Annotated in this window: 13 protein-coding genes; 3 read left to right on the top strand and 10 right to left on the bottom strand. The window is 41.5% G+C overall.

The features are described from left to right. Positions 1-4: 4 nt before the first annotated feature. From JHU38_RS01125 to JHU38_RS01170, 10 genes are all read right to left on the bottom strand, one after another. Complete coding sequence (locus tag JHU38_RS01125) at positions 5-1351, bottom strand: DEAD/DEAH box helicase (protein ID WP_199222672.1); 1347 nt, start codon at positions 1349-1351, stop codon at positions 5-7. Positions 1352-1369: 18 nt separating this feature from the next. Continuing rightward, complete coding sequence (locus JHU38_RS01130) at positions 1370-2575, bottom strand: tetratricopeptide repeat protein (protein ID WP_107582518.1); 1206 nt, start codon at positions 2573-2575, stop codon at positions 1370-1372. Between the two features lie 138 nt (positions 2576-2713). Next, entirely contained in the window at positions 2714-3934 is a 1221-nt protein-coding gene (locus JHU38_RS01135) for a tetratricopeptide repeat protein (protein WP_107582517.1), read from the bottom strand. Positions 3935-3979: 45 nt separating this feature from the next. After that, complete coding sequence (gene gyrA, locus JHU38_RS01140; protein WP_107582516.1) at positions 3980-6607, bottom strand: DNA gyrase subunit A; 2628 nt, start codon at positions 6605-6607, stop codon at positions 3980-3982. Between the two features lie 869 nt (positions 6608-7476). Beyond that, on the bottom strand, positions 7477-8745 hold the full coding sequence (nqrF, locus tag JHU38_RS01145) for an NADH:ubiquinone reductase (Na(+)-transporting) subunit F (RefSeq protein ID WP_107582515.1): 1269 nt from the start codon (positions 8743-8745) through the stop codon (positions 7477-7479). 16 nt (positions 8746-8761) lie between these two features. Next, positions 8762-9388 carry an NADH:ubiquinone reductase (Na(+)-transporting) subunit E gene (gene nqrE / locus JHU38_RS01150; protein WP_107582514.1) on the bottom strand — a complete coding sequence of 209 codons (627 nt, stop codon included), beginning with the start codon at positions 9386-9388 and terminating at the stop codon, positions 8762-8764. A gap of 3 nt (positions 9389-9391) precedes the next feature. Beyond that, positions 9392-10015: an NADH:ubiquinone reductase (Na(+)-transporting) subunit D gene (locus JHU38_RS01155; protein ID WP_107582513.1), complete on the bottom strand. Its 624-nt coding sequence runs from the start codon at positions 10013-10015 to the stop codon at positions 9392-9394. A gap of 6 nt (positions 10016-10021) precedes the next feature. Further along, the gene (locus JHU38_RS01160) at positions 10022-10648 is read right to left on the bottom strand and encodes an FMN-binding protein (protein ID WP_107582512.1); all 627 of its coding nucleotides are present in this window, start codon (positions 10646-10648) and stop codon (positions 10022-10024) included. A gap of 11 nt (positions 10649-10659) precedes the next feature. Further along, entirely contained in the window at positions 10660-11814 is a 1155-nt protein-coding gene (locus JHU38_RS01165; protein WP_107582511.1) for an NADH:ubiquinone reductase (Na(+)-transporting) subunit B, read from the bottom strand. A gap of 5 nt (positions 11815-11819) precedes the next feature. Beyond that, a complete protein-coding gene (locus tag JHU38_RS01170; protein WP_107582510.1) occupies positions 11820-13172 on the bottom strand; it encodes a Na(+)-translocating NADH-quinone reductase subunit A in 1353 nt (450 codons plus the stop codon). 229 nt (positions 13173-13401) lie between these two features. Here JHU38_RS01170 and JHU38_RS01175 point away from each other — a divergent pair, with 229 nt between their 5' ends. The 3 genes from JHU38_RS01175 (at position 13402) to JHU38_RS01185 (ending at position 22157) form a co-directional block, all read left to right on the top strand. Beyond that, positions 13402-17772: a translocation/assembly module TamB domain-containing protein gene (locus tag JHU38_RS01175; RefSeq protein ID WP_158267312.1), complete on the top strand. Its 4371-nt coding sequence runs from the start codon at positions 13402-13404 to the stop codon at positions 17770-17772. Between the two features lie 691 nt (positions 17773-18463). Then, the gene (gene serS / locus JHU38_RS01180) at positions 18464-19753 is read left to right on the top strand and encodes a serine--tRNA ligase (RefSeq protein WP_107582508.1); all 1290 of its coding nucleotides are present in this window, start codon (positions 18464-18466) and stop codon (positions 19751-19753) included. A gap of 64 nt (positions 19754-19817) precedes the next feature. Next, positions 19818-22157 carry a bifunctional dihydroorotate dehydrogenase B NAD binding subunit/NADPH-dependent glutamate synthase gene (locus JHU38_RS01185; protein ID WP_107582507.1) on the top strand — a complete coding sequence of 780 codons (2340 nt, stop codon included), beginning with the start codon at positions 19818-19820 and terminating at the stop codon, positions 22155-22157. Positions 22158-22203 lie beyond the last annotated feature (46 nt).

A 22203-nucleotide genomic window follows, 5' to 3' on the forward strand; every position in this document is an offset into this window, starting at 1 on the left:
AAAATCACTTTTGTTCTATTATTGTCTTAATTCCTTTAATTTTCTGTCCCTGGGCTTTCTGTATGATGCCGGAAGCCTCCTTTCTGTTGATTGCAACTAAGGAAAAATACTCGTACACATCAATTCTCCCAATCTTGTCTGCATGTAGACCACATTGCTTACAAAAGAATCCCACAATGTCACCTTTGCTGATTTTATGCTTTTTCCCCTTGCCGATATATAAAGTAACCATCTGAGCTTGGGGAATAGTGTAATCCTCTATTTTGAAATTGTCACCAACCAATTGGCCGGGAAAGACAAATTGCTTTATTTCAGAATTAATAAATGCAGGAATAGCTTCTTCAGGACCAAGCAACAGAAACCCTCTACCTTCTGCGTCCCATCTGGCCGTACGCCCTATTCTATGGACAAAAGCTTCTGAAGATTCCGGAAGATGGTAATTTATTATATTTTGAACATTTGGAATATCCAGGCCTCTTGACCCTAAGTCTGTACAAACCAAGATATTGGTGCTTCCATTCATAAACTTATAAATAGATTCTTCACGCAGATTCTGATCCAGCCCTCCATGATAAATCGTTGGAGAAAAACCATTCGCATGCAAAAAATCGGCAACCCGAACAACGGAATCGCGATAATTTAAGAATATGATAGAACTCTGCTCACCTATATATAATAGAAGTCTTAAAAGACAATCTAATTTATCTTTATCCGGACTATTAACCTGAAATAATTCTATTTTTGAGGGTAAGCTATCCGCTTTAGGCAGATAGTCCATTTGCTTGTAATTGGTTAATAGTGGAGAGATGTCCGACTCCCTATAGCGTGTTGCCGATAATAAAATATGCTTTGCGTTATTGGGCAAGTATGATAATAATGTTACTATCTCTTCACGGAAGCCCATTTCTAAGCACTTGTCATATTCATCTAAAACAATGTAATGAATATTAGTGGTATCAATATTTTCCTTCACAATATGATCAATCAATCGTCCGGGAGTTCCAAAAACAATAGAAGGTTGTACTTTTCGAATAACCCTGTGCTCGTCCATGGTAGGACGCCCTCCATAGCAAGCGCAAGATCTATGTCCTGTACCCATCTTTGCAAGAACTTCAGACGACTGGATAGCCAATTCTCGGCCGGGAACCACAACTATACATTGTACAGAGTCTTTCGTTTGATCTATGCGATTTAAGATTGGGAGAAGATACGCCAATGTCTTTCCTGACCCTGTTGGTGAAAGCAGGATAAGGTCTTGCCCTCTGTCTTGGTTTAGGAATTTATATACCTCTTCTTGCATCCGATTCAGCTTAATTCCTAACTTGGCTATTACAGCTTCTATTTTTATCATAAAGTGTCAGCTTTATTGTTAATTCTTCATTTCGCGTAAGATTTGATTAATGGCATCAAATTCTTTTCCCATGTTTAAGTTTAAGTAAATTGTATATAATGGCAACGCCCATTTCTTTTTTTGATCAGGAGCTAATATCTTGTATTTCTCAAAATAACTCAAAGCGCATTTATAAAATTGTATTATTTTCGCGTGTTGTTTTCGAGCTATAGAAAAGTTTTTGTCAATCTCAACAGCTTGATTATAATATGCCAATCCTGCGTTCAGATACGCGTCGGGAAAACTGTCATTTAACGCAATGAGCCGGTCACACACTTCCAAACACTTATCATAACGCGAAGTATTTAGAAGTATCGTGCTTTTGGCAAAGAGGAAGTTGATATTCAAACTATCAGTTGTTAAAGCCTGATCACATACCTCCAAGGCTTTATCAAACAGATTTCTTTTTGAGTAGTAATCAATCAATCTTGGAAAAAAGTATGGGAAGGTGGGATATTTTTTAAAGCCTTCGCTTATCGTATTATAATACCGGTTACTATCATTTTCTATTAGATAAGTCTCAGATAAGTATTGAAGCATCAGGCAATAATTAGACGAGTCTTTCAAAGCTAAGTATGAATGACGTAGAGTTGCCTTCGGATCATTAAGTTTATAGCCGCAATAAACTGCCCAATAAGCGGCTTTCGAAATCATCTTGTCATTGTTAAGATAGTGGTATAAAGCAAAGAGGGGCTTGGTAGCGCAATTAATGTATTCGTTAAAAAATTGGAAAGCAACATCATACTGCTGCTGTCGGATAAAATAGATGCCACCACTATATAAATTCGGACGGAATTGATTAAGCGTTTCTGCGTGCTTCTTACGAAAAGAAAGCGCTACCTTGCCATCCCCGCCGGGAAGTGCGTCGACAGAGTCCAAACTTTCCAAAACGGAGAACATTTTCTTTGTTTGCATGAACAATGCAACCGTGTCATACTTTTGGTTCAGATATAGCTTCTCGTTTTCTATTTCATACTGTTTATAGATAGATTCATATAGGGTAAGCCAAATCTTCTTATTACCACGATTCAGAGAATCGTCCAGAAGTTGCCACATCAATTCTTCCGCTTTATGCAGATTCTTACCCGATTTAATATAACCGCGTGCCGTAGAAATATCTTTCTTTTGAGAATAACAAGAAAGGCTTGAAGTAAGCAATAGTAATACCAAAAATATATTCTTCATCTTGTTGGAAGTTGTACCATTACTATTCTATAAATACTTAAAATATTTAGACAGTAAGATTAGCTTACCCCTAAGGGTTTTAGAGGAGAGACTGAAATAAATAAAGGCAGCAGCCAAACGACTGCTGCCTACAAAAAATTACTTATTTAAATTTTCCATTTCTTTTGTACGCTGGTCGTTGGCACCATAGATCGTATAATAGCATTGGTACAAAGGATAACTCCAGTTGGCTTTTTCACGATTTGGATCCAATGATTTCGCTTTTTCCAAGATGCCCATAGACTCTTGGTACAACGCCTTCTGCTCAGATGGAGTATTAAGATTAGCAGCTTTTGAGTTTAGACAGAAGCCTAAATAAGTCAGAATTACGACATTCTTATCATCAATGGCAGAAGCTTTCTTAAAACTAACGATTGCGTCTTCCATTTTCCCTAAATTCATTTCATTCTGCCCTTTTAAAGCCCATGCGGAGAAATTATTGGGGGCTTTTGCCAATTTATCATTAATAATCTGATCTTGTTCCGCGTTCATCTTCAGACTACCATACATACCCACCAGTGTTGCAAAGATTTGATCATTATTGCTGTCCTGCATGTAAAGTTCTTTCAACTTATTTACATAGCCCAAAGAATCTTCTTTTGTTTTAAGTCCCTGTTGCATAATGTACAACTTCAAGTTCAGCGCGTCTTTGTAAACAGCCGTATCCTTCATTGCGATGTCAACATATTTGTTAGCATTCTCTATTTGTTTGTTCTGGAAAGCAAAGACTGCGGCTACACGAGCTACTTCACCAAGATACTGATCCGGAGTTTTGGTTTTATCAATGCCACTAAACAATGGATCTGTAGAAGAATCTACATACAAAGCATAATTTTTGAATGCCAATGCCGTATTTTCAGCATTACCGGCCTGTTGACCACCATTGATTAAGTGGGTTCTAAGTCCCCACAGCCTGTCAGCATTAGCCTTTTGGAATTTAGGCTTTACCTTACCTTTTTCATTTGGCTGTTGATCAAAGGTATTGCAGAGGATTGCGTTTTCCATCGCGTTCATGACAGCATTGTAGAAGCCCAATGTATCAAATGCCTGTTGTTTACCTTGGCCAAACTGAGCAGCCATCTGATTGGATGTTATAATAGCCTGCTCTTTGTTCACCTTGTCCATTGCAAGATCAACTAACTTGTTATATGCTTTGGCTTTCTCTTCCGCATTCGTAAGTTGATTCAAGTTTGATTTCAAAAGAGTCTGTGCCTCGTCATAAGTTTTCGACTTTAAGATGGCCTTCAAAGGTTCGCTGTCACCGGCAAATACAGTAGATGTACTTAGTAACATCATTGCTGCAAGCATCAATTTTTTCATAATTGAATTGTTTAAAAGGTTGATATTTCGTAATTAATTTAATTGCTAATCGGATACAGATTCGTCTTGAGTCGATTTCGCTGTATCCTCTACTTCGATTGGATTAGGCGAGAAGTCACTTTGTAAAGTGGCGGTAGAATTAATATCGTTCTGAATTTCTTCATTTTTTCGAGTCCAATTTGAACGGCTTTCCTCTTCTACAGAAGCCTCTAAATCAGAACACATCACTTTGCAGACGCTGGCGATAACATCATTTTTCTTTTCCAGATTAATAAGTTTCACACCCTGGGTCGCACGTCCCATAACGCGGCAGTCGGCAACGGACAAGCGAATTACGATACCACTCTTATTGATGATCATCAAATCATTTTTATCCGTTACATTCTTAATTGCGACCAAAAGTCCCGTCTTCTCTGTGATGTTCAAGGTTTTCACACCCTTTCCACCCCGATTCGTGACACGATAATCTTCTACCTGCGAACGTTTACCATACCCGTTTTCACTAACCACCATGATCGTTTCTTCCTCAGGATTGTTGACAACAACCATTCCAATAACCTGGTCATCACCTCCGTCAAGTCTCATTCCTCGAACTCCGGTGGCAGTTCTTCCCATGGTACGAACCGTGTTTTCGTCAAAACGGACAGCACGGCCATTTCGGTTGGCCATAATCAATTCATTATGACCATTTGTAAGGCGAACATCAACAACCTCGTCACCTTCAGCAATATTTATCGCTATCACGCCATTGGTGCGGGGACGTGAATAGGCTTCAAGAGTTGTTTTCTTAACAGTACCGTTCTTTGTTGCGAAGATCACATAATGCGAATTGATAAATTCTTCGTCATTCAACCCTTGCAATCGAAGTATTGCGTTAATCGCGTCGTCAGGCTCTATATTAAGCATATTCTGGATAGCGCGTCCCTTGGAATCTTTACCTCCTTCCGGAATCTCATAGCATTTCAGCCAATAACATCTACCCTTCTTTGTAAAGAACAACATGGTTTGGTGCATTGTGGCAGGATAAATAAACTCTGTGAAATCCTGCTCACGATGACGTGCTCCCTTACTGCCAACACCGCCTCTGGCCTGCTCTCTGAACTCAGACAGAGGAGTGCGCTTGATATATCCCATATGACTGACAGTAATAACTACCGGATCGTTAGGATAGAAGTCTTCGGGATTAAACTCGTGATCGTATGGCTTAATCTTTGTACGACGAACGTCGCCATATTTCTCCTTCACTTCTAAAAGGTCATCTTTCATAACTTTTTTACAAAGTTCAGGATCACTCAAAATCTGATTGAAATAGTCTATCTGTCGTTCCAATTCTTCATATTCGGTATGTAACTGGTCCATTCTTAGGCCTGTCAACTGACTCAATCTCATGTCTACAATAGCCTTGCTTTGCAGTTCATCGAGATTAAAGCGTTGCTCCAAATTACTTTGAGCCTCAGATGGCGTTTTACTGTTCCGGATTATATGAACAACTTCATCAATATTATCACATGCGATTATTAATCCTTCTAAGATATGCGCTCTTTCTTGAGCTTTGTTTAAATCGTATTGGGTACGCCGGATTGTGACTTCGTGACGATGTTCGACAAAATATTTAATACATTCTTTTAAGCAAAGAAGCCGTGGACGCCCCTTAACCAGCGCGATGCAATTAACAGAGAAAGAACTTTGCAGTGCAGTCATTTTAAAAAGCTTATTCAAAACGACATTAGCATTAGCGTCACGTTTTACATCTATTACAATGCGCATACCTTGACGGCCCGACTCATCATTCGCGTTCGAGATTCCGTCGAGTTTGCCTTCTTTAACAAGTTCTGCGATATATTCAATAAGTTGTTGCTTATTGACTCCGTAAGGTATTTCTGTAATGACGATCTTATCATGGTCGTCATCGCTCTCTATATCAGCCGTGGCTCGGATGATGATACGCCCACGCCCCGTCTCATACGCGTCTTTTACTCCCTGTAAACCATATATAGTTGCGCCTGTCGGGAAATCCGGCGCAGGCAAAAACTTCATTAATCCCTCTGTATCTATATCGGGATTGTCAATATACGCGCAACAACTGTCAATTACTTCTCCAAGATTGTGGGTGGGCATATTCGTAGCCATACCCACAGCGATGCCATTGCCGCCGTTCACCAAAAGATTTGGAATCCTTGTTGGCATCACGGTCGGCTCTTGAAGAGTATCATCAAAGTTATTGGTCATATCCACCGTATCTTTTTCAAGATCGTCCATAACATGTTCGCCCATTTTTGACAAGCGACATTCCGTATAACGCATGGCGGCAGGCGAGTCGCCATCAACCGAACCAAAGTTTCCTTGACCATCTACAAGCTTATACCGCATATTCCAGTCTTGCCCCATACGGACCAGGGCACCATAGACAGAGCTATCACCATGCGGATGATATTTTCCAAGAACCTCACCAACGACGCGAGCGCACTTCTTATAAGGGTTTGTACTTGTATTACCTATTCCGAGCATACCGTATAAAATACGCCGATGAACAGGTTTAAATCCATCCCGAACATCAGGAAGCGCACGGGCTACGATCACCGACATCGAATAATCTATATAAGAAGACTTCATTTCTTCTTCTATATTTATTTTTAAAATACGGTCCTGATCAATAGTTTGGTTTTCGTCCATAAAGTTTTCTCTTTTTATTTTATCAATTAGCTTGTCCTAAACTGTTAGAAATTGAGCGTAACCGCGTTTTCTTGCGATTTAAGACGTTTTACATACTTTCAAGCGGCTAAATTAATTAAAAAAAATGGTTTAATCAAATTATTACAACTAATTCACATTGCTTTTACGAATAATTGGCTGCATTAAACTTCACAATAAGATTAATGAAACGGTCGAAACTCACCAAAAAAAGGAGAAGGCATTAAAATCCGTTTATTATATACGATATCGGAACGTGTTGAAGAGCCTCGACGTGACCACTTGAAAGAATACACATCATTTGTAAGCCCATCCTCATATTGATTCAGTGTTCCGTGATTTTGTCAGAAAAAACTACCTGATTTTAACACTTCCGCAATACGTCATTTAGCTGCCGAAATGGCGAAAAACGTCTTTGATTTGTCGATTTTTATATCTTTTTATGCTCAAAGCTATCCTTTTATCGGCTCAAAGCATAGCGATTAGCTCGTCAAAGCATAGCTTTTAGCCAATGAAAGGGCCGCGATTACGGCCTAAAAGCATAGCGATTAAGGGTAAAAAAGTGACGGAAAAACACACCTAAAAATGCAATGTTTTGATAATCAAAGCTTTATAAACTTGCTCAAAAATCGCTTATTTTCGCCCGTCTCTTTTCTTTTCCGAAATAATGCCACTTTTTTGATGGTATATGTAAAGATAATTCAGGGCCGGTAGATTTGTCGTAAGCCCAATTTATAAGCGTTGCGTCAGTCTAAAAATAAAATGAGCCCGGTTCTATTACCGAGCTCATTCTAAAGAGATAAATATTTAATTTGAATTTGATATTCAATGTTTGGGGCCCTTAAACGTTATTATCCAAAATTATCGTACATGATAGCATCTTGTTCTACGCCCAAACTATCCAGATAATCTGTTACGGTTTTAATAAGCATTGGCGGTCCGCAAAGATAATATTCACAATCTTCCGGTGCGTCATGATCTTTCAAATAGGTATCGCGAATGCAATTTACCGCAAAACCTTCATAATATTTCACCCCTTGCGCGTCTGCAATAGGATCCTTTTGATCAAGAGAAAGGTGGAAATGGAAATTGGGATATTCTTTTTCTAATTCCCAAAAATCTTCCAAGAAGAAAGCCTCTCTTAAAGCTCGGGCGCCATAGAAAAAATGCATCTGTCGGTCAGTTGTATGCAATGTCTTCGTCATGTGCATAATCTGAGCGCGAAGAGGCGCCATTCCTGCTCCACCACCAATCCAAATCATCTCTTTACCGGAAGTAAAATTAGGATGAAATTCGCCATAAGGACCACTCATCATGACCTTGTCGCCTGGTTTAAGGCTAAAGATATAAGAAGAGCCAATACCGGTAGGAACATCTTGGAAACCGACTTGAGGGCGAGGTAAGAAAGGAGTGCTGGCAATTCGAACGGTCAGGGTTATGATATCACCTTCCGCAGGATAGTTTGCCATGGAATATGCCCGCACTGTAGGTTCCGGATTATGAGCCTTCAATGAGAAAATATTAAACTTCTTCCAAGTTTCTATATAATCTTCTCCGATGGCCTTTTTATCAAAATCTTTATCATAATCTATACAATCATAAGCCGGTATCTTGATTTGAGCGTAAGAACCGGGAATAAAGTCCATATGCTCACCGGCGGGGAGCGCCACTTTGAACTCTTTGATGAACGAACTGACATTATTATTGGAAATAACAGTACATTCCCATTCTTTTACACCCATTATGGTTTCCGGAACTAAAATCTTCAAATCACCCTTTACCTTACACTGACAGCCTAAACGCCAATGGTCTTTTATTTGCTTGCGAGTGAAATGAGGCCGCTCCGAATCAAGAATTTCTCCGCCTCCTTCAAGGACCTGCACTTTACATTGTCCACAACTGGCTTTACCACCACATGCAGAAGGTAGGAAAATTCCATTCTCATTCAACGTGGCCATTAAAGAAGCCCCCTGCCCTACAGAAAGACTTTTTTCGCCATTAATATCAATCGCAACATTTCCGCTGGGACTCAGATATTTCTTTGCCACCAACAAAATGACAACCAAGAGAATGATTGTTACCAGAAAAACTCCTATGCTTGCTGATATAAATTCTGCCATTTAAACATCCTCCTCTTTAAAATTTCAAACCACTGAAGCATAGCATGGCCATTGCCATAAGCCCAACAGTAATAAAAGTTATTCCAAGACCTTGCAAGGGTTTTGGAACGTTGCAATATTCCATTTTCTCACGAATTGCTCCCATGGACACAATAGCAAGCGTCCATCCTAATCCTGAGCCTATGGCATAAGCAATACTATCCCACACACTAACGATTGACTGAGTACTATCAGGATCCATTAGAATACGCTGTTGCATGAAGAGAGAAGCGCCCATGATCGCGCAGTTCACGGCAATCAATGGTAAAAAGATGCCCAGTGCGCTATATAGTGATGGAGAATACTTTTCAACCACCATCTCTACCAATTGTGTAATACCGGCAATGACGGCAATGAACAGAATAAAGCTCAAATATGAGAGATCAACTCCAGACACCAGGCAATCTGGCCCCAACACTTTTGTCTGAAGAAAATAGTCTACGGGGACGGTAATGAGCAACACGAACGTCACTGCCAGTCCCAACCCCAATGAAGTCTTCACATTCTTAGATACAGCCAAATAAGAGCACATACCCAAAAAGTATGCGAAGATCATATTATCAACAAAAATTGAACGAAAAAATAAGTTTATTAAGTGTTCCATCCTTTATTTCTCCTTATAAAAATAAGCACGATGTACCCAGATAACGCACCCGAGAAGAATCAAAGCCATTGCCGACATGGTCATCATACCATTATTCATATACCCTGCATCGTATGCACTTTGGGGGATTAACTGAAATCCCAACAGGCTGCCACGCCCCACGAACTCACGCAAAGCTCCAACAATGACAAGAATCAGTGCGTATCCCAGGCCATTGCCGACGCCATCGAGAAAACTTGGCCATGGTTTATTAGTCATGGCAAATGCTTCTAAACGTCCCATTAAAATACAGTTTGTAATAATTAAACCTACGTAAACTGAAAGTTGAACGCTTACGTCATATGCCACAGCTTTTAATATTTGACTCACGATAGTTACTAAAGCGGCGACAACGACTAACTGGACTATAATACGAATACGGTTGGGTATCGTATTACGGATGGCGGCAATGATCACGTTTGAGAAGGCTGTGATGATTGTTACTGCTAATCCCATTACTATGGCAGGCTTCAATAACGAAGTGACAGCCAAAGATGAGCAAATACCCAACACCTGAACCATAATAGGATTATCCAAGTTGAGTGGATTGCAAAATATCTCTTTATTTTGTTTACTAAATAATGCCATATTATTTTAATTATTTGCCAAAGTTCGTATTGTCGGGAGATTATATGCTTTCAAACAATCTTTGAGCATCGCGTCAACACCATTAGATGTCAAAGTTGCACCTGTAACAGCGTCAACCTCACTCACAGGGTTCTTTACTACCTTTTTCACGCCAAGAGCAATATCAGATGATCCGTCATTGAAAATTTTCTTTCCAATAAACTTCTCCTGCCATTTCTGATTATCTTTTATTTCTGCTCCCAGGCCTGCAGTCTCACTCTCATGATTAAAATATACGCCATAAACGGTCTTCATATCATAGCCGTCCACAGCAAGGAAACCGGAAATTCCCCCCCATAATCCCATACCTTTCAATGGAAAAACAAAGACCGTCTTTCCTTTTACCTTACATTTATAATAAACCTTATTACCAACCTCTTGTTTTTGAATGATTTGATTATACGTTTGTTCTGCTTGATCACTTGGTAAATTACGCATATTCAGAGAGTTAAGAATCTGTTTCTTCTTATCAAGAGCTACATTCGCATCTTGCATAGGCTTTAAGGCTGTATAGACAAAAGCCAGCAGAAAAGCTACGATAACTACCAATACTACCGAATAGATAATGGTATATGTGTTTGATGTTGTTTTCATGCTATAGTCTCCTACTTTTTTAAACGATTTACACGACGCGAAACATTCTGGTTTACCACACAATAATCAATCAATGGCGCAAACATGTTTCCAAAGAAAATAGCCAGCATCATACCTTCCGGATAACCGGGATTCATTACTCTCACAATAATCGCCATGGCACCTATCATGAAACCATATATATATTTCCCGGTCTCAGTACGTGCCGACGTTACGGGATCCGTAGCCATAAAGACTGCTCCAAAACAAAATCCACCTAAAATAAGATGTTCATACCAAGCGATCGGCGTCATGCCCAAAGTTTTGAATATCAATGCCATTACAACACCACCAAAGAAAACACTACTCATTGTCTTCCATGAAGCAATACCAGTCCACAATAGAATGAATGCGCCAATTCCTATGGCAATAACCGAAGTCTCGCCTATTGATCCGGGAATAAGACCTGTCACCATATTATATATACTTGTATTGGGCAGAATACCTTGGCCTATTTGGCTCAAAGGAGTAGCCATCGTAAAACCATCTGGCAGATTGTTTCCCAATCCCAAGATAGATTCTTGTGCCACCCATACGGCGTCACCTGTCATTTTTGATGAGTATGAAAAGAACAAAAACATACGTGCACCTACAGCAACGTTGAATATATTCATGCCTGTTCCACCAAAAATCTCCTTACAAAATATAACTGCGAAAGCACAAGCTAAAGCCAGCATCCATAAAGGAGTTGTGACGGGAATAATCAACGGAATGATGATACCGGAAACGAGATACCCCTCTTGAATTTCTTCATGTTTCCATTGTGCCCAAGCAAATTCTATCCCTAAGCCTACTATATAGCTAACTAAAATTTTGGGTAGAACAGCGAGAAAACCAAACAAGAACACCTCAAACAAAGAAGCTGTTGCCAAAGTTCCTGCCGCAAGATAATTCTGATAGCCTACATTATACATGCCAAATAGCATAGCGGGTAGTAATGCTATCACTACCATGCTCATAATACGTTTCGAATCAATGGCGTCATGAATGTTTACTCCGCTTGTTGATGTTCGATTGGGTACATACAAAAATGTTTCAAAACCATCAAAAATACTTTCGAATGCGTGAAGTTTACCTCCTTCTTGAAAGTTTGGTTTAATTTTATTGAGATAGTTTCGTAAGTTCATATCTTCTATGCGTTTTCTTTTCTTAATGTATTAAGACCGTCACGAACTATTTTCTGAAGAGGCATTTTGGAACTGTCGACAAATTCTGCTAATGCAAAATCTTCCGGACTAACCTCATAAATTCCTAATTGTTCCTGTCGATCTATATTTCCTGCAATAATCGCTTTTATAAGATACTCGGCATAAATATCCATAGGCAGCACTTTATCATATTCGCCACTCATAATCATATGGCGCTCTCCTCCTTTTATTCTTGCGTCGAGGCAATACTCTTTCTTCTTACCAAGCAACCAAGTGAAATAACTATGCGATACAGAGAAATTACTTAACCGAGGAGAAATCCAGCCCAACATCTCGTTGACATCATCACCTTCCGGTATAACCGTCACTTCGGAGGTATGCCCCCCGATATAATCCGTCATACAACTCTTATGACCTACCAATGGATTTCCATTGATAATTCTTACATGGGCAGTTTCTTTTATCTGTCCTTTCAGCAAGGCTGAAAACGGTGCTCCGACAATCGTATTGACATAGCATGGATTATTAACCTCACTACCGGCGACTGCTACCACTTTTCGTAGATCAACCTTACCTGTAAGGAATAATCTTCCTATAAAAATTACGGTTGTGGGATCAATTGTCCAGATGACTTCACCTTTGGTTATTGGTCTTGTATGGTTTATCTGCACTCCAACATTTCCTGCCGGACATGGGCCATCATAGATGGTTACTTCTACATCAGCAGCCTCTGTAAGCGAACGGTTTGATTGATTGGGGCCTATGCCTAAATGTACTTTCGCTATTTTACTCAATGCCGATAAACCAACTTGAAAAGCTTCTTCATTACCTTCAAGCTCTACTTCAAAATCAGAAGCTAACGGCATATCTCTCAATGCAGAAACAAAAATAGCTTCCGGATGGACTTTCGGGTTTGTAGATATTGCATAAGGCAACTGATTGATATAGCCAAACAAACCTGCATCCAGTAAGTCTCTTTTGACATCTTCTCCATTTAACTTTGACAGATCCTTAATTCCAAAATCTACATATTGCTGTTCGTTAGCAACTTGTACTTTAACACAGAGAACTTTTCTTCGATCACCTCTTACTACTTTGGTAACTTTACCGCTGACAGGCGAAGCAAATTTAATCTCCGGGAAGGCTTTATTAACGAACAACGCATCACCGACTTTCACCGAGTCACCTTCATTAACAACTACTTTAGGAACAACACCTTCGAACGCCGCCGGAACGAGCCCTATTTCAGACGGAAGCTCTATGGTTACCTTTTTTTGAATAGCTTTTCCTTTAAGGTTTATGTTTAAGCCTTTGCGTAACTTAACGACATTCACCATTGTTTACAAACTACGTTTATCAATTATAATTCAAATAAAAAAAACAAACAATTTCTCGATCGTAATGTCAAGAAATCTGTTGCAAATATACTCAAAATTAAATGTATTTAAAAATAAAACATATTATTTATTTTAATATTTAGCTTGAATAATGTACTTTTGTCAAATAATTTGTTGTCCAAATCAACTGAAAAAGATCGCACATATTGTTAATGGCCTTATATGGATTTTGTTTTCCATATACATTGCTTGTATTGTATTACTGAACATTCCGGTAGTACAGAAAGGCTTTGGTAATCTTGTCAGCAACATTCTCGAAAAGGAAATAGGAGCAAAAGTGAAACTTGAGAGAATTGATTTAGGTATCCTCAATCGCTTAATTATTGACAATGTAGAAATTTACGATCAGAAACAGAAGCTTATGCTCTCCGCGAATCGCGTTTCAACAAAGATTTCCGTTTTAGATCTTTTTCATGGGAAAATAAATATTTCATCTGCCCAGCTGTTTGGCATGCATGTCTATTTGTACCAAAATACGCCAAAAGACAAGCTTAACTGCCAATTTCTTATAGATGTATTCAAATCTAAAGATAACACAACATCCGGCAAACCTGTTGATTTCTCATTAGGGGCGTTAGTAATAAGAAATGGAAACATACAATTCGACAAATGGTTTGTCCCCGAAGACAAGACACAGAATAAATTAGATGCCAACCATTTAAGTATTACGCATCTAAATGCCCACATTGGGTTGGAATTCTACCCGACAGACTCCGTTATTGCCCAAGTTAAAAGTCTGTCATTAAATGAGAAATCAGGACTTATTGTAAATTCACTTCGCTTTAGATTATTCTTGGGTAAAGGTAGCGGTACGCTTCAAGATTTTTATTTAGCGCTTCCGAAATCTTTTGTCGATATCAAACAGGCAGAAGTTCGTTATCCTACGAATAAGCAACTTTCATTGAAGTCGAAATTACAATTTAAAGGTTCTATCTCCAAAAGCAGAATTTCTCCGAAAGACTTTTCTTTCTTGTCACCTGTATTGAAGCAATATGAAGCTCCAGTCTATTTGCACGCAAGTCTGAAAGGCAACAACTCGAAAGCAACGATCGCCGGTCTTTCTGTCCGTTGTAAAGAATACGGATTGAATCTTGAAGCAATGGCTACGAGTTATAATCCTTTGAAAAATGGACGTTGGGCTGTTAAATTAAAGCATGTTGAGATTCAACAAAAAGGTATTGATGAACTCATAAAAATTGCCAAATTACCTTCTACTTTACATGCTATAAGCTGGATGAAAGCACAAGCTTTATTTTCTTACGAGAAAAATAACGTTATATTGAAAGGTAACTTTTCAAGTGCGCTTGGGCGTTCTAAATTCTTTTTATCCAAGTTGGGACGATCGGTTGACGGATCCGTTCAAGTAGAACATTTTAATATGGATAAATTGATAAACACCAAATTTTTAGGCGATATCTCTACAACAGCGTCTTTCAAAGGTATAATCGATAAAACGACTGTTGATGTTACAAGCAATGGCCGGATCAACGGATTAAGCTATAATAATTACAAATATAAAGACATTATATTCAAAGGCCGATACCAAAAAAGCTCAAGTAGCCATTGTGCAGACGTGAATATTAATTTAGATGATCCAAATGGAGTCATCAGTCTTGAGGGAAAATGTAATCTTCACTCATCGCAACCCAATATTCAGGCTACGATGCATATCCAAAGTCTTAATCTGTCGGCACTAAAACTCTACGACAAATTGGGAACAGCCAGTATTGACGCAGACATAGAAACCCGGTTTAACGGAAGTGATATTAAAGACGCGACAGGCTATATAGATATCTCTAATTTCAAGATGAGAGGTGGTTCCAAAGATTATACAATGAATACCATACATTTTGAAATGGGTAAAGAAAAAGGAAATAACTATGCTTCATTTCTGAGTGACTTTGGCAGAATCTACATCAATGGTAATCTTGACTATTCACAATTGCCCTATACCGTTTTCAATTTGATAGGAGATAAACTTCCTACCATTCCCGGATTACCAAAATCGAAAGCGACAAACAATAATTTTCACATAACAGCTCATATCAACAATTCTGATTTTCTCGCGGAATTATGTAACTTCCCTATTATTTTGCGTCAACCAGCCGATCTCACCGGTGATATCAATGATAAGAACAAGAAAATTTCCTTAGATGTTAATCTTCCTCATTTCGAATACGATAACAATACGATCGAAAACGGGCGAATCAACATATCTTCTCCTAATGATACATTACAACTGAAGGTCTCTTTTCAACGTGTCGAAGAGAAAGGACATAAATTATCCGTAGCCATAGACGCGGCGGCAGTCCATAATAACCTCCTTACCAAGATCAGCTTTGATAATGGAAGAGCAAAGCGGTTAAGAGGCTATTTTGACGCCCAGACCTATTTTTTCCTTAATAAAAACAAGCAAGCAACCGCCCATGTTAAAGTTCTGCCATCAAATATCATGGTAAGTGATTCCGTTTGGCAGGTTGAACCCAGCGATATTATCTATTCAAAAAACCATCTGACTATTGATCATTTTGCGGTTCAACATAACAGGCAACATATTATCGTTTCGGGCTTGGCTTCCAACAGCAGAAATGATAAGTTAACCGCGGATTTAAAGGAAGTAGATCTCAGCTATATATTGAATTTAGTAAACTTCCATGCGGTCAGCTTCAGTGGAAAGGCTTCCGGAACGGCAGAAATCGTGTCGGCCTTTCGACGTCCGGAAGCAACGGCAAACTTGCAGGTTGAGGACTTTAAATTTGAAGATGGCAGGATGGGAGATTTGCAAGCCATGGCCGTATATGATAACACAGAGGGCAAAATAAATTTGAAGGCCATCGCGCAGGAAGACGACCGGAAAACCTTTATCAATGGTTATGTTTCCCCTAAAAATGACAATATCAATTTAGAGATAACGGCTCAAGACACCAATATTGAGTTTCTGAAAAGTTTCTGTGGAAGTTTTATGAGCAATATTGAAGCTTCCGCCTCGGGAAAAGTAAGAGTAGCAGGCCCGCTTAGCGCTATCAACCTGTCAGGAGAGCTGGTAGCCAACGGTTCCCTAAGGATAACACCCACCAACACAACCTATCGCTTGGTTAATGACACGATTCGGATGATACCTGACAAGATCATTCTTGCAAGAGATACTGTATATGATAAGGATGGAAATATCGGCGTGATCAACGGCGTGCTCCGACATCACGATCTCACGCAACTCACCTACGATCTGAATATTAACGCGAAGAATCTTCTTTCGTATGACACTCATGGATTTGGAGATAATACATTTTATGGAACGGCTTATACAACCGGCACGTGCCATATTTATGAGCATAATGGAGAAATTACTATAGACATTGACGTCCTGCCCGAAAAAGGATCGCAATTTGTTTACAATACAACAAGTCCCGGCGGTGTCGATAATCAACAATTTATTCATTGGCTCACAGAGCCTGATGCGGAGATGGCGGATACGGGGAAGAGACAGGAAATCCGCAAACAAACCGATGATGAAGAAGATGAAGACTCTCCCCCATCGGATATACATATTAATTTTCTTATCAACATGACCCCGCACGCCACACTAAAGCTCCTGATGGACGAAAAGACAGGCGATTATATAGCTTTAAGCGGCAATGGAGCCCTTCGGGCCACCTACTTTAATAAAGGTAGGTTTAATATGTATGGTAATTATGTGATCGATCACGGAATTTACAAACTTACGATTCAAAACATTATCAAAAAAGAATTTCAATTCAACCCTAACGGATCCATAGCATTCGGCGGGGATCCATACGACGCCACGCTCGATTTGAAAGCTCAATATATTGTACCGGCCGTAAGCCTCTCCGATCTGAACCTCGCCCAAAACATTACGACCAACAATATCCGGGTGAATTGTATCATGAACATTACGGGAACTCCGGCCTATCCCAAAATAGACTTCTCCTTGGACATGCCGTCGCTGGACAATGAAGCCAAACGAATGGTTTTCAGCATTATCAACAGTGAAAATGAGATGAATCAGCAAGTTCTATATCTGCTGGCAGTAGGACGATTCTACTCACAGAGAAATAACAATAATAGCGAAATCGCGCCCGGCGCACAGCAAAGCCAGACCAGTCTTGCCATGCAAAGCATATTAAGCGGCACTGTAAGCCAGCAGATTAACAATGTGATTTCGTCACTTTCTAAAAACGACAATTGGAATTTTGGCGCCAACATCTCGACAGGTAACGAAGGCTGGAACAACGCAGAATACGAAGGCCTCCTCTCCGGAAGATTATTGAACAACCGGTTGTTAATCAACGGACAGTTTGGCTACAGAGATAATCCCAAGACTTCGACAAGCTTCATTGGCGATTTCGAGGCTAAATACCTGCTTGCGCCCGGCGGCAACTACGCAATCAGAGTTTACAATCAATCAAACGATCGCTATTTTACCAGAAACAGCCTCAATACGCAGGGAATAGGCTTTGTCATTAAGAAGGAATTTGACAGTTGGAAAAGTCTGTTCCGGAAAAAGAAAAAGAAGAAATAAGAGACCGTAGATATCTTCATGACAAATGTTCCCGATATTAAACGCGCAATTTTTTTCTCTTTCTCTCTCGAAAACAAATCAAAAAACATATTTTTTTTAAACAAACAGAATCTCTTTGTTAATTTTCCCGTGCGTTTTTAAATAAATAGAACGACGGGGTAAAATTCTGTGCGCATTTTTTTATCAAATGAAATGTCGCGGTAAAATTCTGCGCGCGTTTTTTAACAAAGGAAACGTCGCGGTTAATTTTTGCGCGCGTTTTTTATCAAATAGAACGACGAGGTAAATTTTTCTTCGCATTTTGTCACAAAGCAAATGTCGTCGTGAAATTTTCCACGCATTTTGTAACAAACAGAACGGCTTTGTTAGTTTTCGCACGTGTTTTTTAAACGGCAGGACATGGCGCGAGCCGCAGGGACGTGATTTATCACACCGCACCGTCGCATTCGGTTCTTGTCGCAGCATGAGATATCTTCGTCAGATTCTCGGTGTGTGTATTTGAAAGGTGTCGGACGGCCGAAACACGTGATGCCGGCGCTTCAGGCAGGCTTAAAACCTGTGATTAATTCTTGTTGCAATCAAAATTTATTGTATCTTTGCACGTTGTATGACTGTGAGTTTCTTTTGAAATTATAAATGTTGCAGCCATTAATTACACAACAGGAAAATCAATTAATAAATTAATATTGTCATGCTTACATTAAAACTCATCAATGAGGAGACCGAACACGTAATCAAAGGTCTTGAGAAAAAGCATTTTAAGGGTGCCCGCGAAGCTGTCGAGAAAGTTTTGGAATATGACAGAATCCGTCGTGAGACTCAACAGAAACTTGATTCCGGCAAGCAACAGGCCAACCGGATGTCAAAGCAAATCGGCGCCCTCATGGCTCAGGGCAAACGCGACGAGGCCAACGCCATCAAAGAGCAGGTTGCGGAACTGAAGGCTTCGGGCAAGGCTTTGGAGGAAATCCTGGCCAAGGCAGAGCAGGATCTCACAGAATTGTTGTGCCAAATACCCAACCTGCCTTATGACGAAGTCCCCGAAGGAGCCGACGCTTCTGCCAATGTGGTTGTAAAAGAGGGTGGCGAAAAGCCCGAACTGCCGGCCGACGCCTTGTGCCACTGGGACTTGTTGAAGAAATATAACTTAGTGGATTTTGACCTTGGTGTCAAGATTACAGGTGCCGGCTTCCCAATCTATATCGGCAAGATGGCCCGTTTTCAACGTGCCTTGGAGGCGTTCTTCCTCGACGAGGCACGCAAGTCGGGCTATTGGGAAATCCAACCTCCCTATGTCGTCAATGAAGCATCGGGCTATGGAACGGGGCAGCTGCCCGACAAGGAAGGCCAGATGTATCATGCCGATATGGATAACCTGTTCCTCATACCTACGGCCGAGGTACCTGTTACCAATATCTTCCGCGACGTGATTCTCAATGAGCAGGAACTGCCGATTAAGCGTTGCGCCTATTCGGCATGCTTCCGCAGAGAGGCCGGCAGTTACGGCAAAGACGTGCGCGGGCTGAACAGACTGCACCAGTTTGACAAGGTTGAAATCGTAAGAATCGATACGCCGCAGCATTCTCAGGAAAGCCTGAAAGAAATGCTGAACCACGTAGAAGGTTTGCTTCAGAAATTGGAACTCCCCTATCACATCTTGAAACTGTGCGGTGGCGACATGAGCTTCACGTCGGCCATCTGCTATGACTTTGAAACATGGAGCGCGGCTCAGAGCCGTTGGTTGGAAGTGTCTTCCGTGTCCAACTTCGACAGCTACCAGGCCAATCGTCTGAAGTGTCGTTATCGTCATGCGGAAGACAAGAAGATAGAGCTGTGCCACACCCTGAACGGCTCGGCGTTGGCATTGCCGCGAATCGTAGCCACTATCATCGAGAACAATCAGGCCGAAGAAGGAATCAGAGTTCCGAAGGTCTTGGTGCCCTATTGTGGCTTTGAAATGCTTGACGACAAGAACTTTTAACAGCTATCCACAGATAACGTGGTAGCTCCCCGCCAACTTTACAATCAATAATACCAGACATCGTATGTATAAAATCGTCCATAAAGTTCAATTCTCCGAGAAGGTTTTCCGCTTCGACGTGGAGGCGCCCCTCATTGCAAAAAGCCGCAAAGCAGGTAACTTTATTATTGTTCGTGTAGACAAAAACAGTGAGCGTATGCCCCTGACCATTGCCGATGCCAACCTGCAGGAAGGCACCATTACGCTGGTGGTGCAACGCGTGGGCTTGTCGTCTACCAAATTGTGCGACAAACAGGAAGGCGATACGGTAGCCGATATCGTGGGGCCTTTGGGAAACCCTACGCATATCGAGAACTTCGGTACGGTGATTTGCGCGGGCGGTGGCGTGGGAGTAGCGCCTATGTTGCCGATTATCCGTGCGTTGAAGGCGGCGGGCAATCGTGTCTTGTCGGTTCTCGCCGGGCGCAACAAGGAACTCATCATTATGGAAGATGAAGTGCGCGGTAGTTCTGATGAGATAATCATCATGACAGACGATGGCTCGTATGGAGAAAAGGGCGTCGTGACGGTCGGCATAGAGAAGTTCATCAATCAGGAACATATCGACAAGGTGTTTGCCATCGGTCCACCTATCATGATGAAGTTCTGTTGTCTGCTCACCCAAAAGTATAATATCCCGACCGACGTTTCGCTCAACACCATCATGGTTGATGGTACGGGGATGTGTGGCGCATGCCGCCTGACAATAGGCGGGAAGACCAAATTTGTGTGTATTGATGGCCCGGAATTTGACGGAGCATTGGTCGATTGGGACGAGATGTTTAAGCGAATGGGAACTTTCAAGGCAGCCGAAAGAGAGGAAATGGAGCACTATCAGGAGCATCTTGAGTTGTCTGAACGGCAGGAAAGCCTATTCAAAACCGATATAACAATGGACGTCTCTCCTACCGAAGCCTCGATAGACGAACTGACCAATCGTGACGCTGCTTGGCGCGTGGAATTGCGAAAGAGCCTTAAGGCAAAAGAACGGGCTGCCATCAAGCGGGTGGTCATGCCGGAACTGGATCCCGAGTATCGTGCGACAACCCGGTTGGAAGAAGTCAACTGCGGACTGACAAAAGAAATGGCACTCACCGAAGCCAAGCGGTGTCTCGACTGTGCTAAGCCTACTTGCGTGGAAGGCTGTCCGGTTAGCATCAATATTCCATCATTCATCAAAAACATCGAGCGAGGACAGTTTTTGGCTGCTGCCAAGGTCTTGAAGAACACTTCGGCCTTGCCGGCAGTCTGTGGCCGTGTATGTCCGCAGGAAAAACAATGCGAAAGCCGCTGTATCCATCACAAGATGAATGGCGAACCGGTAGCTATCGGCTATCTGGAGCGTTTTGCCGCCGACTATGAACGGGAGAGCGGACAGATGGCTTTGCCGGAAATGAGTCCGGCCAACGGAATTAAAGTGGCCGTGGTTGGTTCCGGCCCGGCGGGACTTAGTTTTGCGGGCGACATGGCTAAACGAGGCTTCGATGTCTACGTGTTTGAAGCACTCCACGAGATCGGCGGCGTACTGAAGTACGGAATTCCCGAGTTTCGTCTGCCCAACCGTATCGTTGACGTAGAAATAGACAATCTACGTAAGATGGGAGTCCACTTTCAGACCGACGTCATCATTGGTAAAACCATATCTGTTAGTGAGTTGGAGGAGCGAGGATTCAAAGGAGTCTTTGTGGGTTCGGGTGCGGGATTGCCCAATTTCATGAACATTCCCGGTGAAAACGCGCTCAATGTCATGTCATCGAACGAGTATCTGACAAGAGTCAATCTAATGGACGCGGCCAACCCAAGGACAGATACGCCTATCAATCTTGGTAAGAAAGTGGTAGTGGTCGGTGGTGGCAACACGGCTATGGACTCCTGTCGTACAGCTAAACGGCTGGGTGCCGATGTTACATTGGTCTATCGGCGGTCTGAGGCCGAAATGCCGGCTCGGCTTGAAGAGGTGAAACATGCGAAGGAAGAAGGCATTCATTTCCTGACGCTGCACAATCCACAAGCATACCTGACCGATGAAAACGGTGCCGTGAAAGCGGCTGTTCTCGACGTGATGGAGCTTGGCGCCCCCGACGCCTCGGGCAGACGCCGCCCTGAAACTACGGGAAAGACAGTCACGATAGACTGCGACCAGGTTATTATCGCTGTAGGTGTCAGTCCGAATCCACTGGTACCCAAGAGTATTGAAGGACTGGAACTGGGCAAGAAGAATACGATCGTTGTAGATGAGGCAATGCAAAGTTCAAGAAAGAACATCTATGCGGGAGGTGATATCGTCAGAGGCGGAGCCACGGTCATCTTGGCGATGGGTGATGGGCGCAGGGCCGCGGCCAACATGGCGGGAGCTCTGGCTTGACACAAAGAGTATCGACTGCAGTATGAATAATTAATTTATTTAGTGG

Source organism: Prevotella illustrans (assembly GCF_017426725.1).
GTDB lineage: Bacteria > Bacteroidota > Bacteroidia > Bacteroidales > Bacteroidaceae > Prevotella > Prevotella illustrans.

What these genes read in the sequence shown, in the direction of transcription:
- JHU38_RS01125 (WP_199222672.1), bottom strand. Translation starts at nt 1,351, where the DNA reads ATGATAAAAATAGAAGCTGTAATAGCCAAGTTAGGAATTAAGCTGAAT.
- JHU38_RS01130 (WP_107582518.1), bottom strand. Translation starts at nt 2,575, where the DNA reads ATGAAGAATATATTTTTGGTATTACTATTGCTTACTTCAAGCCTTTCT.
- JHU38_RS01135 (WP_107582517.1), bottom strand. Translation starts at nt 3,934, where the DNA reads ATGAAAAAATTGATGCTTGCAGCAATGATGTTACTAAGTACATCTACT.
- gyrA (WP_107582516.1), bottom strand. Translation starts at nt 6,607, where the DNA reads ATGGACGAAAACCAAACTATTGATCAGGACCGTATTTTAAAAATAAAT.
- nqrF (WP_107582515.1), bottom strand. Translation starts at nt 8,745, where the DNA reads ATGGCAGAATTTATATCAGCAAGCATAGGAGTTTTTCTGGTAACAATC.
- nqrE (WP_107582514.1), bottom strand. Translation starts at nt 9,388, where the DNA reads ATGGAACACTTAATAAACTTATTTTTTCGTTCAATTTTTGTTGATAAT.
- JHU38_RS01155 (WP_107582513.1), bottom strand. Translation starts at nt 10,015, where the DNA reads ATGGCATTATTTAGTAAACAAAATAAAGAGATATTTTGCAATCCACTC.
- JHU38_RS01160 (WP_107582512.1), bottom strand. Translation starts at nt 10,648, where the DNA reads ATGAAAACAACATCAAACACATATACCATTATCTATTCGGTAGTATTG.
- JHU38_RS01165 (WP_107582511.1), bottom strand. Translation starts at nt 11,814, where the DNA reads ATGAACTTACGAAACTATCTCAATAAAATTAAACCAAACTTTCAAGAA.
- JHU38_RS01170 (WP_107582510.1), bottom strand. Translation starts at nt 13,172, where the DNA reads ATGGTGAATGTCGTTAAGTTACGCAAAGGCTTAAACATAAACCTTAAA.
- serS (WP_107582508.1), top strand. Translation starts at nt 18,464, where the DNA reads ATGCTTACATTAAAACTCATCAATGAGGAGACCGAACACGTAATCAAA.
- JHU38_RS01185 (WP_107582507.1), top strand. Translation starts at nt 19,818, where the DNA reads ATGTATAAAATCGTCCATAAAGTTCAATTCTCCGAGAAGGTTTTCCGC.